This is a genomic window from Arthrobacter sp. zg-Y916, assembly GCF_020907385.1.
Taxonomy (GTDB): Bacteria; Actinomycetota; Actinomycetes; order Actinomycetales; family Micrococcaceae; genus Arthrobacter_B; species Arthrobacter_B caoxuetaonis.
In genome coordinates this window covers 1-12091 of record NZ_JAJJOD010000003.1, presented here as the reverse complement: position 1 = coordinate 12091, position 12091 = coordinate 1, and the positions used below count along the sequence as shown (strand labels likewise).

The 12091-nt window shown below is 64.6% G+C and carries 10 protein-coding genes; 6 read left to right on the top strand and 4 right to left on the bottom strand.

Translation table 11 applies throughout. The features are described from left to right. Nucleotides 1-54 precede the first annotated feature (54 nt). Both LOC59_RS07070 and LOC59_RS07065 read left to right on the top strand, forming a co-directional pair. Nucleotides 55-543, top strand: a complete 489-nt coding sequence (locus LOC59_RS07070; RefSeq protein WP_227896791.1) for a hotdog fold thioesterase — start codon at nt 55-57, stop codon at nt 541-543. A gap of 156 nt (nt 544-699) precedes the next feature. Further along, nucleotides 700-1725, top strand: a complete 1026-nt coding sequence (locus LOC59_RS07065; RefSeq protein ID WP_229971432.1) for an alkene reductase — start codon at nt 700-702, stop codon at nt 1723-1725. A gap of 222 nt (nt 1726-1947) precedes the next feature. Here the strand turns inward: LOC59_RS07065 and LOC59_RS07060 are convergent, their stop codons facing one another. Next, nucleotides 1948-2358, bottom strand: coding sequence for an Hsp20/alpha crystallin family protein (locus LOC59_RS07060; RefSeq protein ID WP_227896792.1), 411 nt, complete (start codon nt 2356-2358; stop codon nt 1948-1950). Between the two features lie 333 nt (nt 2359-2691). On the opposite strand from LOC59_RS07060, the gene LOC59_RS07055 reads away from it, so the two are divergent. From LOC59_RS07055 to glsA, 3 genes are read left to right on the top strand one after another with little or no spacing between them, the layout of a single operon-like run. Then, on the top strand, nt 2692-4074 hold the full coding sequence (locus LOC59_RS07055) for a glutamate decarboxylase (protein WP_227896793.1): 1383 nt from the start codon (nt 2692-2694) through the stop codon (nt 4072-4074). Between the two features lie 18 nt (nt 4075-4092). Continuing rightward, a complete protein-coding gene (gadC, locus tag LOC59_RS07050; protein ID WP_227917038.1) occupies nt 4093-5844 on the top strand; it encodes a putative glutamine/gamma-aminobutyrate antiporter GadC in 1752 nt (583 codons plus the stop codon). Continuing rightward, nucleotides 5841-6797, top strand: coding sequence for a glutaminase A (gene glsA, locus LOC59_RS07045; RefSeq protein WP_229971237.1), 957 nt, complete (start codon nt 5841-5843; stop codon nt 6795-6797). Before gadC ends, glsA begins: the two co-directional genes overlap by 4 nt. A gap of 126 nt (nt 6798-6923) precedes the next feature. Here glsA and LOC59_RS07040 read toward each other — a convergent pair whose 3' ends face one another. The 3 genes from LOC59_RS07040 to LOC59_RS07030 all read right to left on the bottom strand — a co-directional run bounded on the left by LOC59_RS07040 (nt 6924) and on the right by LOC59_RS07030 (nt 10512). Then, nucleotides 6924-7700 (bottom strand): IclR family transcriptional regulator domain-containing protein, encoded by a 777-nt coding sequence (locus tag LOC59_RS07040; protein WP_227917040.1) that lies wholly within the window; start codon nt 7698-7700, stop codon nt 6924-6926. A gap of 83 nt (nt 7701-7783) precedes the next feature. Continuing rightward, nucleotides 7784-9619, bottom strand: a complete 1836-nt coding sequence (locus tag LOC59_RS07035; RefSeq protein ID WP_229971235.1) for a bifunctional sugar phosphate isomerase/epimerase/4-hydroxyphenylpyruvate dioxygenase family protein — start codon at nt 9617-9619, stop codon at nt 7784-7786. Between the two features lie 20 nt (nt 9620-9639). Then, nucleotides 9640-10512 (bottom strand): shikimate dehydrogenase, encoded by an 873-nt coding sequence (locus tag LOC59_RS07030; RefSeq protein ID WP_229971233.1) that lies wholly within the window; start codon nt 10510-10512, stop codon nt 9640-9642. 181 nt (nt 10513-10693) lie between these two features. Here LOC59_RS07030 and LOC59_RS07025 point away from each other — a divergent pair, with 181 nt between their 5' ends. Beyond that, complete coding sequence (locus LOC59_RS07025; RefSeq protein ID WP_227896799.1) at nt 10694-12004, top strand: MFS transporter; 1311 nt, start codon at nt 10694-10696, stop codon at nt 12002-12004. The last annotated feature ends 87 nt before the right edge of the window (nt 12005-12091 follow it).

The following is a 12091-nucleotide window of genomic DNA, read 5'->3' as shown; positions in this document are numbered from 1 at the left end:
ACAGGGGCAGAGGCCAGTTTGGCAGTTTCACTCACAGGTGTAAGCCTAGTGGGCATGAGCGACATTTTCACGCCGGGCCAGGCCGGCCCCGCGCAGGGCGAGGTCCCCAAGCTGCAGGAACTGATCGACGCCGGCGTGCCGGCCGAACTGCATCCCTGGCTGGGGGAATCGGGGGTTGGGGCACTGGTGGTGAAGCTGGGCATCCGGTTCACGGAAATGTCCCCCTCCCGCATCGTGGCGACCATGCCGGTGGAGGGAAACCAGCAGGTTGCGGGGATCCTGCACGGCGGCGCCCACGTGGTCCTGGCCGAAACCCTGGGCTCCTTCGCCGCTTCGCTGCATGCCGGTCCCGGGCGCTACGCCGTCGGCATTGAGGTGGGAGCCACGCACCACCGGTCTGTTTCAACCGGTCTCGTCACGGGCACCGCCACAGCCGTGCATCTGGGCGGAACGGTCACAACCCACGAGGTTGTCATGACCGACGAAGAGGGGCGCCGGCTTTCCACCGCCCGCATCACCAACCTCATCCGTGAGGTTCGGTAGGCGCCCTCACGGGAATAGGCGCGGGGCAAAGGGAGTTTGGGCAGGTATCCCCAATGCGCAGGTGACTTCGCCGTGCCTGCCGAAAGGAAGTACGTGCAGACAGATCTGTTTTCTCCCCTGACCCTCGGCTCGCTCCAGCTGCCCAACCGCCTGGTGATGGCGCCCCTGACCCGTGTGCGCAGCGGCACCGAAGGGATCCCCGGTCCGCTCGTGGCCGAGCATTACCGCCAGCGCGCGTCCCTGGGCCTGATTGTTTCCGAAGGAACCTACCCCTCCCGCGAGGGGCAGGGATTCTCCGGACAGCCGGGCCTCGTCACCAAGGAGCAGCTGGCCGGCTGGCGGCAGGTGACCGATGCGGTGCATGACGCCGGCGGCCGGATCTTTGCCCAGGTCATGCACGCCGGACGGGTTTCCCACCCGGAGCTGAACGGCGGCTTCCAGACCGTGGCTCCCAGCGCCGTCGCCATTGACGGCGTTATCCGCACGCCGGCGGGCAAGCTGCCGCACGTCCAGCCGCGCGAGCTCGGTGAACTGGAACTGGATGAAATGCGGAACATCTTTGTCCGCGGCGCCGTCTCTGCCGTGGAGGCGGGGTTCGACGGCGTCGAACTCCACGGGGCCAACGGTTACCTGCTGCACGAATTCCTGAGCCCGTCCTCGAACCGCCGCACGGACGGTTACGGCGGTTCGCCGCAGGCACGCGCCCGTTTTGTGGTGGAAGTCGTCACCGCCGTAGCCGCCGCGGTTGGCGCGGAGAGGGTTGGGCTGCGAATCTCCCCCGAACACAACGTCCAGGACGTGTGGGAGAGGGACGCCGAGGAGACCCTGGCCTCCTACGGTGCCATGGTGGATGAGATCGCCCCGCTGGGGCTGGCATACCTGAGCGTCCTCCACGACGATCCGGCGGGCGGCCTGGTGCAGGAACTCCGCCGCCGCTTCGGATCGCCCGTTCTGCTGAACACCGGCTTCGCCGTCGTGACCACCCGGGAAGAAGCCGCCGGACTGCTGGAGCGGGACCTGTGCGACGCCGTCGCTGTAGGCCGTCCCGCGATTGCCAACCCGGACCTTCCGCTCCGCTGGCAGAACGGCCTGCCCCTGAATGAACCGGACCCGTCAACTTTCTACTCTGACGGTGCGGACGGGTACACGGATTACCCCGAATACGCAGGTGCTCCGGCCTAGACCCTGAGGATGGTCGACGGCGGGTCCCCGCCAAGTTCGACGTCCACCTCAGTGTCTGCCGCGGGCAGCAGGATGAGCCGGGTGTGGGTGGCCCCTGACGCTTCGGCCACACTGAGCACGTACCGGCCAGGGGACGGCAGCGGCAGTTCGTAGCTGCCGTCCCCTGCCGAACTGTCGAAACGGCCTGGGCGTCTCCCTCGGCGGACCGGAAGCCGCCGGACGTCAGCTTCGGCTGATCGGTACTTTCCGTCCGGTGCTGCCCTCATCCTGGAGCGGCACCCGAACCTCCAGAACACCGTCCCGGTAGGACGCTGTTACCTCATCGGTGCTGCTGCCTGCAGGCAGCCGGATATCCCGGCTGAAGGATCCGTACTTGAACTCGGAGCGGTATCCGTTCTTGGACCGGTTCGAGGTCTCTTCCCGGCGCTCGCCTTTAATCCGCAGGGTGCCGTCCGAAACTGTCACGTCCAGGTCCTTCTCCGGATCTATGCTCGGAAGCTCTGCCCGCACCACCATCGCGTTGGTGTCCCGATACTCCTCCACCCTGAAGGCGGGCATCTCCCAGTCCCCTTCAAACAGGCGGCGCATGGGTTCTGGAAGGTCAAAACGGTCTCGGCGGCTTAGTCCAGCCATGGCTTCTCCTGCGGTTGCACCGCTCCCCCGGTTTCCCCGCGGCTCCCTGGGGAGCCTCCGGGTACCGGGACTGCTGCGGGAAACGAATAAGTCATCAGAGCGTACGCGCGGCAGCACCCCCGCTCAACGGGAGGCGGGCAGGGAAGGCTGCCGGAGGGCCAGCTTTGAGTTACTCGCATGATGTCCCGGCGCTACGCAGCAGAATGCCCTCTGATACCTAGAATGGCCGATCAGCCGCGCGTATAGTCGAACGCGCGCACACCTGTGGGGCCTTTAGCGCCGCCCACCGCGGCCGGTAATCACGTTGGACACTCCTTACGAGAGGTCGAAGCCATGCCGCAGAACGAACCCCAGGAGTTTTTTACGGTCAACCCGGTGTTCTCCCGGCCGGGAGAGTCCACGCAAGCACCGAAGCACACCTTTCCGCAACACGAGATGATGCCGGAAACGGCCTACCAGATCGTGCACGACGAGACGATGCTGGATGGAAATGCCCGGCTGAACCTGGCCACCTTCGTCAGCACCTGGATGGACGACGAGGCGAACCGGCTCTACGCCGAGACCTACGACAAGAACATGATCGACAAGGACGAGTATCCCCAGACCGCTGCAATCGAGCAGTACTGCTGGAAGATGCTTGCGGGACTGTGGCACTCCCCCAATCCCGAGGGCACGATCGGAACGTCAACCATTGGTTCGTCCGAGGCGTGCATGCTCGGTGGCCTGGCTTTCAAACGGCTGTGGCAGCACAAGCGCCGTTCTGAGGGCAAGTCCACCGAGAAGCCGAACCTGGTGATGAGCTCGGCTGTCCAGGTCTGCTGGGAGAAGTTCTGCAACTACTTCGACGTCGAGGCCCGGCTGGTGCCGATCAGCGAGGAGCACAAATGCCTCGATGGGTTTGAACTTGAAAAGTATGTTGACGAGAACACCATCGGCGTCGTGGCCATCATGGGCGTGACCTACACCGGGATGTATGAGCCCGTGAAGCAGGTTGCCGCCAAGCTTGACGAGATCCAGGCATCCACCGGACTGGACATTCCCATTCACGTGGACGGTGCTTCGGGTGCCATGATCGCCCCCTTCATCCAGCCGGACCTGGAATGGGATTTCCAGATCGAACGCGTGCATTCGATCAGCACGTCAGGCCATAAGTACGGACTGGTCTACCCGGGACTGGGCTGGGTGGTGTGGCGCGAACGGCAGTGGCTCCCGGAGGACCTGATCTTCTACGTGAGCTACCTCGGCGGCGACATGCCGACGTTCGCACTGAACTTCTCCCGGCCTGGGGCGCAGGTGGTTCTGCAGTTCTACATGTTCCTCCGTCTCGGGTTCGACGGGTATCAAAAAGTCCAGCAGGACAGCCAGGACGTGGCGCTCTTCCTCTCGCACGGGATCTCGCAGATGGGACCGTTCGAACTATGGAACGACGGTTCGGATATTCCGGTCTTCGCCTGGCGCCTCAAGGAGGGCCACACCGACCGGTGGACGCTTTACAACCTTGCGGACCGCCTGCGGCTCAAGGGCTGGCTGGTGCCGGCCTACCCCATGCCGGACAACCTGAGCAATCTCACGGTCGAGCGGATCGTGGTGCGCAACGGCCTGAGCATGGATCTCGCGGGACGGTTGCTGGCTGATATCCAGGCCGAGACCTCCTATCTGGAGAATCTCAGTGCCCCTATGCCCGCGGAGCAGGAGCACCCGGGGTTCCATCACTAGATCCAGGAGGTGAGTGGTATGAGCGATTCCACTGCATCGACCGCATCCGCCGGATCAGCACCGGACCGCAAAAGCCGCGCCAAGCAGAACGCGTCGATCACCATCGGCGCACTCGCAGTCATGAACATCGTGGCCGTTGTCAGCCTTCGCGGACTGCCGGCGGAGGCCGAATACGGACTGAGTTCGATTTTCTACTACGTTTTTGCCGCCGTCGTTTTCCTGGTCCCTGTTTCCATCGTGGCGGCCGAACTTGCGACCGGCTGGCCGGAGACCGGAGGTGTGTTCCGCTGGGTTGGCGAAGCTTTCGGTCCGCGCTGGGCCTTCCTGGCGATGTTCATGCTCTTCATAGAAGTCACCATCTGGTTCCCAACGGTCCTGACCTTCGGTGCGGTATCCCTGGCCTACACGGGAACCGACGAAAACATCGATGCACAGCTTTCGGGGAACAAAGCCTTTGTCCTGGCTGTGGTGCTGGTGGTCTACTGGCTGGCCACCTTCATTGCCTTCCGCGGTGCAGCTGCATTCTCCAAGGTTGCCCAGTGGGGCGGCATTATCGGCACCCTGATCCCTGCCGGAATCCTGATTGTCCTGGGCTTTTCCTACTACTTCGCGGGCAACACGCCGCAGATCGAGATGGGCTGGGGTGAGGTACTGCCGGACTTCTCCAACTTCTCCAACGTTGTGCTGGCAGCCAGCATCTTCCTCTTCTACGCCGGCATGGAGATGAACGCCATCCACGTCAGGGACGTCAAGAACCCGACACGGAACTATCCGCTGGCAGTGCTGATAGCAGCGGCCGGTACGGTGGTGATCTTTGTCCTGGGAACCTTGGCAATCGCCTTCGTGGTGCCCCAGGCGGACATCAACCTGACCCAGAGCCTGCTGACCTCCTACAATGACATGTTCGAATGGGCCGGCATCGGCTGGGCCTCTCCGATTGTCGCTGCCATGCTCCTCATCGGCGTGCTGGCAGGTGTGGTCACCTGGGTCGCCGGACCATCCAGCGGCCTCCTCGCTGTGGGCAGGGCCGGGTATCTTCCCCGGTTCTGGCAGCACACAAACAAGCACGGCATGGGAACCCACATCCTGCTCTTCCAGGCGTTTATGGTCACGGCCCTGGGTGTTGTCTACGTGGTCCTGCCGTCGGTTCAGGCGGCTTACCAGATCCTGAGCCAGCTGACCGTGATCCTGTACCTGGTCATGTACCTGCTGATGTTCGCTGCCGCCATCTACCTGCGCTACAGCCAGCCGAACCGGCCCCGCCCCTACCGGGTGCCCGGCGGCGACATTGGGATGTGGCTGATTGGCGGCGTCGGGTTCCTGGGATCGCTGATGGCATTCGTCTTCAGCTTTATTCCGCCAGACCAGATCTCCGTGGGATCCCCGGAAACCTACGTGGGCATCCTCGTTGGCGGCGCGGTGCTGCTGATCATCCTTCCCATGGTCATTTACGCGTTCCGGAAGCCGCACTGGAAGGATCCGCAGACGGAGTTTGTGCCTTTCACCTGGCAGCTGGAACACAAGCATCCGGGGACAGTCAACGAATCCTCGACTGCCACCGCCGAGCTGTCCGAAAAGTGGGAGCAGTCTTTTGACGCCACCACAGAAGGCGGAGCCGCAGCCGGCGCAAGTCCCGGCACAACAGCCGGGAAGCATTCCGGAAAGCCTTCGGCAGCCGGTGCGGGGTCCCGGGGAACGGAGCAGGGAGGGCGCACCAGGGCGCACCGGCCGCGGCCCGGCCCGGCAGCAGGCGGGAGTACAGCGGTATGAAAGTCGACAGCTCAGCGGTCCAGGCTGCCGTAAACGCTGCCCACCGTGACTTCAGGCCGGACCAGGGCGGAGAGAATGCCAGCTACATTCCCTATCTCGCCTCGGTGAATCCTGCCCTGTTCGGCATCAGCGTAGTGACCGTCGACGGCGAGGTGTTCGAAACCGGCGACTCAAACTTCGAGTTCGCCCTGGAGTCAATTTCCAAAGTTTTTTCCATGGCCCGGGCCATGGATGAAGTGGGACTGCCCCAGTTCCACGACAAGGTGGGTGCGGACCCCACCGGAGAACCGTTCAACTCGGTAATCGCCGTAGCCCTCCATGGAGACAAACCCCTCTCGCCGCTGGTCAACGCCGGAGCCATGTCCACGGTGTCACTCATCCCGGCCGGAAGCGCAGAAGAGCGCTGGCAGAAGATCCTGGCCACCCAGTCTGCGTTCGCGGGCCGGGAGATCAAGATGAGCGATGCCGTGAATAACTCGGAGCAGTCCACCAACTTCCATAACCGTGCCATCGCGTGGCTGCTCTACTCGGGCGGGACGATGTACTCGGATCCGATGGAAGCCTGTGACGTGTACACGCGTCAGTGCTCCACCCTGGTGACCGCGGTTGATCTGGCCACCATGGGGGCGACCATCGCCGCCCGCGGTACCAACCCCGTCACGAAGAAGGCTGCCATCTCCCACCCGGATATTGTTCCGCCCATGCTGGCGGAGATGACCATGGAAGGGCTTTACACCGCCTCCGGCGACTGGGCCTACCGGGTGGGCCTGCCGGGTAAATCGGGCGTGGGCGGAGGTGTCCTCGCGGTCATGCCCGGGGTCCTGGCCATCGCGGCGTTCTCCCCGCCCCTGGACGCCGCAGGCAACAGCGTGCGCGCACGCAAGGCCGTGGCGCAGATTGCCTCGGCCCTGAACCTGAACCTGTACAGCGCCTCGGATTACGCCTCAGCGTAAAGGGACAGGCGAATCCGGATGAGACCGGACTGCGGTGGAGGTTGGCGAACGGGCCTCCGCCGCAGTTCGCTGCCCGGCGCGGAAGCGCGGAAGCGCGGAACATGGCCGGTACCCTGGCCGCCGGGGCTAGCCCGTAACCCGGATTCCGTAGTCCGCGGAGATGGCAGCAGCAGCGTCCCTCAGCCGGGGCAGCACCGTCTCGCTCAGGGCCGGGCCCGTGGGGTTCCGGTGGTGCAGGGAGACATTCGCGGCGGCCACGACTGCGTTCCCCTGATGGATGGGAACTGCCACTCCGCTCAGGCCTTCCTCATACTCTTCAAGAACAACGGACCAGCCGCGTTGGCGCACGCCGTCGATTTCATCCAGCAGCGCCGCCCGGTCCCACAGTGTGTTGGGCGTGTAGGGACGCAGGTCGGACCGGTCCAGCCGGGACTCCATGTCTTCAGGCTCAAGGGCGGCGAGGAGCACCCGGCCCATGGAAGTCGCCCATGCCGGAAACCGCGTACCCACATGCACCGCAACGCTGACCAGCCGCGGGGATGTGATCCGGGCAACGTAGACGATGTGTTCTCCGTCAAGGATGCAGATCGACGCCGTCTCCTGCAGATCCGCCGAGAGGGTTTTCAGGTGCGGTTCCGCAAGGGCCGGGAGAGTGAGGCTCGAAAGGAAAGCAGAGCCGATGTTCAATGAACGCGGAGCCAGCTGATAGCGTGCGCCGTCCCCGGACAGGTAGCCAAGGTCTGCCAGCGTGAGCAGGAACCGCCGTGCCGCGGCACGGCTCAGGTCGGCAGCGGCCGCAACCTCGCTCACGCTCAGCCGGGGAGACTCTGCCGTGAAGGCACCAAGGACGGCAAAGGTCTTCTCGACCGACTTTACGTACCAGGCCTGACTGCTGCGCACCACGTCCCCCTGCCCTCCTGCCCCCGCTCCGGGCGCCGAGCACGATCCTACCCGACGAGCAGGCTAAGGGCGGGCATCCCTGCAGGTCAGGCGCGGGACCCCTGATATTGTGCCGCAAGCCGGACGGGTGCGTTCGGCGCGCCGTATCCTTCATAGCCGGTCCGGCGTTCCACGACTTCGAAGAACACGTTGCCGATCGTGGCGGTATAGAAATGCAGGAACTCGCCGTCGGCGTCCCGGTCGTACAGCAGGTTCAGCTCCCTGAGCGTTGCCAGGAACGCCTGGTCCAGCCCGAAACGGGCTTCCAGGTCTTCGTAGTAGTTCTCCGGAACCGGGAGGAACTCCAGGCCGCGGGCGACGGCGGTGCGGGCGACGCTGACGAGGTCGCTGCAGGCGAACGCCACGTGCTGCGGATACCCGGAACCGTCGCCGGCACCGTCGAACACCAGCGGTGCAATGTTCAGTGCGATCCGGACAGCCCCGTCTGAGCTGTGCATCACCTGGCTCCGAACCAGGCCCATGGGGCTGGGCACCTCCACACTGGGACGGGGAGAGAGGGCAAGGGTTGATTCGTAGAACAGCACGGCTTCGTCGAAGTGCTGCCAGGGCTGGGAGAGGTTGACGTGGTCAATCGCGGTGATGCTGCCGGGAGCCGGAACGGTGGTGCCGCCGCCGAACTCGCTCATCCAGCCCGGGCCCGCGGGCTCAGCCTGGCACAGGAAGATTTCGGTGCCGTCCGGCGCGGCGACGACTTGGAGCACTTCCTCGTTCGCCTGGCTGCGGCGGGTCACAGGGGTCGCTTTGAGCTGCAGCGCGCGTGATGCCGCGGCAGGTGCGTCAGGAACATCCAGCCCCACCGCGGAGATGCCCGGGGACATTCCGTCGGCCTGCTGGCTGTTGATGATCATCCGGACGCCGTTTTGGGCCCAGAGTTCCACCTGCTTGGTGCGGTGCTGTCCCAGGCTGGTAAATCCGAGCTGGTAGAGCAGTGTCCGGATATGCTCCGGGTCGCCTGCCTTCACCTCGGCGAAATTGAATCCGAGCGGTTCGCCCACGCCAGGGAGCGTGGCCAGCTCCATGGTGCCGAGTCCGTTGCCTTCCTCCTGCAGGTGGATCGAGGTCCGCTCGGCCAGCCTGATCAGGGAACGCATGGCGTCGACGGCCGTCCGTTCTTCGGCGGCCTGCCGGAAGACGTCGTTGAAGATCTCCAGCGAAACCGGTCCGTCATACCCGCTCCGGACCAGATGGCCCATGAACCGCACGAGGTCGAACGCGCCTTCTCCCGGGAATACCCGGTAATGGCGGCTCCAGGACAGCACGTCCATGGAAAGTTCGGGCGCATCCGCCAGCTGCACAAAGAAAATCTTCTCAGCGGGGATCTTTTCGATTGCTTCCGGATCCCACCTGCGGGAAAGGATGTGGAAACTGTCCAGGCACGTGCCCACGTTGGGGTGGTCTGCCATTTCGACGATGCGCCAGGCATGCTCAAAGTCGCTGACGAACCGTCCCCAGGCCAGGGCCTCATACGCCAGGCGGATCCCGTAACGCGCGGCCACCTCGCCCATGCGCCGCAGCTGGGCCGCGGCAACGGCGTCGTCATCGACAGTGGCCGTGGCCACGTTGCTGCAGACCAGCATGGTGTCGATTCCCATCCGGTTCATCAGCCGGAACTTGGCTTCGGCGCGGCGGAGGTTCTCCGCCAGCAGGTCCTCGGTCACCCCTTCGAAGTCCCTGAAGGGCTGGTAGAGGTCCAGCGTCAGTCCCAGGCCGGCGGCCAGGCTGCGGATCTGCTCAGGGCTGGAGGGGCTCACCACCAGGTCCTGTTCGAAGATCTCCACGCCGTCGAAACCGGCTGCCGCGCAGGCGCGCAGTTTGTCTTCCAGGGTGCCGCTGAGGCAGACCGTGGCAATAGAGGTGCGCATGGAGTCCTTTCGAAGGCGGCTCAGCGGCCGCTGTTGACCAGTTCCAGGAAGTGGGCCCGCATGCGGGCAGCGTCAGGTTCTACTCCGGAGATGAGCCGGAAGGCATCCACAGCCTGCCCCACCGCCATGTGCCCGCCGTCGAGCACCCTGCAGCCGCGGGCCTCAGCCGCGTCAACCAGCTGTGTGCGGACGGGACGGTAGATCACGTCCGCCACCCAGCTCTCCGGACGGAGCAGTTCCGGGTCCAGCGGCAGGCCGGGATGCGAGTGCATTCCCACAGGTGTTGCCTGCACGAATCCGTCTGCCGAGGACAGGGCCGGCCCAAGATCTTCACGGCTCCCCGGGCGGACAACCGCATCAGGGAAGAGAGCGGCAAGGGCTGCGGCGCGTTCACGCGTCCGCTCCGGATCCAGGTCGATCAGGGTCAGTTCCCGCGTTCCGGCCTTCAGCAGGGCGTAGGCAACTGCAGCACCGGCGCCTCCGGCTCCCAGCTGTACCACTGCATCCAGTGCAGCATCCGGCAGTCCCTGGGCCAGGGCGGTGGCAAACCCGGAGTAATCCGTGTTGTGGCCGATGAACCGTCCGTCCTGGATCAGGACAGTGTTCACTGCTCCCAGCCGGGCGGCGTCCTCGGAAACCTCGTCCAGGTGCTCCAGGACCAGCTGCTTGCACGGGTGCGTAATGTTAAATGCGTTGAAGCCGAGATCCCGCCCGTAGCGCAAAAGGTCTCCGACGTCGGCGGCGGAACGGCCGTTCACGGCGAGATCCACCGGCCGGTACAGATAGTGAAGCCCGCACGCTGCTGCTTCCCGTTCATGCATGGGCGGAGTCAGCGATGCGGTGATCCCGTCGCCAATCAATCCGACGAGCAGGGATTCAGTGATGGTGCTCAAGTGGTTCTCCCTTCGGCGCCCGTACGCCGGGCAACGCCAACGGTACCGGCTGTTCACATTTTGCACAATTGTGCGTACAGCGCACATATGGCTTGCGTCTCACTACCCGCCGGTATAACTTGTGGTGTTCGCATGTAAAACAATCGTGCGTTTTACGCACACATCACTACCTGGAGGCCCCATGAGCGCTGTGCCCGCACAGACCGCTTCAGCCACCGCAAAGACCCCGAAGAAGGCCGCCGCGGCAAGCTTCATGGGCAGCGCGGTCGAGTACTACGACTTCTTCATCTTTGGCACTGCGGCATCGCTGATCTTCCCGCACGTCTTCTTCCCGGACGCGGATGCACAGGCGAGCATCATGTCGCTCGCCACCTTCGGTTTCGCCTATATCGCCCGTCCCGTCGGCGCGGTCATCCTGGGCCATTTCGGCGACCGTGTCGGCCGCCAGAAAATCCTGATGTTCACCCTGATCCTCATGGGTGCCTCTACGTTCCTCATCGGCTGCCTGCCGAGCTTCAGCACCATCGGCTGGTGGGCGCCCACGCTCCTGGTCCTCTGCCGCCTGGCCCAGGGCCTCTCTGCTGCCGGAGAGCAGGCCGGCGCCAGCTCCATGACCCTGGAGCACGCGCCTGACGGCCGCCGTGCGTTCTTCACCTCCTGGACCCTCACCGGCACCCAGGGCGGCCAGATCCTCGCTGCCATGGTCTTCATCCCGGTCATGGCACTGCCGGACGACATCAAGTACAGCATCGGCTGGCGCATCCCGTTCTGGCTCAGCGCCGTCGTCGTGATTGTGACGTTCTTTATCCGCCGCACCCTGCACGAGACGCCGACCTTCCAGGAAGCCAAGGCCAACAACGAGATTTCCAAGCTTCCCGTCGGCGACCTGCTGAAGCACCACTGGCGCGACGTGCTGCGCGTTATCTGCTGCGCCTTCATCGCCGCAGTCTCCACTGTCTACGGCACCCTGGCCATCAAGTACGGCACCGAGGTGGGCAATGTTGACGCCACCATCACGCTGTGGCTGGTCGTCGCAGGCAACATCGCCGCATTGTTCACCCAGCCGCTGTTCGGCATGGCGGCGGACCGCTTCGGCCGGAAACCGGTGTTCATCTACGGCGCCCTGTCCAGCGCGATCGTGATGCCGTTCTACCTGCTCTCCATGGAATCCGGTAACTCGCTGCTGCAGTTCACCCTCTCCGTGGTGGTCTTCGGCTGCGGTTACGCCGCTGCGAACGCGGTCTGGCCGTCCTTCTACGCTGAAATGTTCAGCGCCAAGGTCCGCTTCTCCGGCCTGGCCATCGGCACCCAGCTCGGCTTCCTCATGGCCGGCTTCGCGCCGTCCATCGTGGCTGCCCTGGGCGGCCTGCAGCCCGGCGGCTGGGTCGTGATCAGCTGGTTCACCGCAGCTATCTGCCTGATCGCCACCATTTCAGCCCTGACCGCAAAGGAGTCCTTCCGGACCCCGACGGCGGAGCTCGGCAAGCGCTGAGTCATCCACCAGAAACGGGCGGGCCCCCCCGCCAGCGGTGGGCGGGCGGGGCGGTTTTTTTTTGAGGCCGGGGCCCCCCCCCGCCGG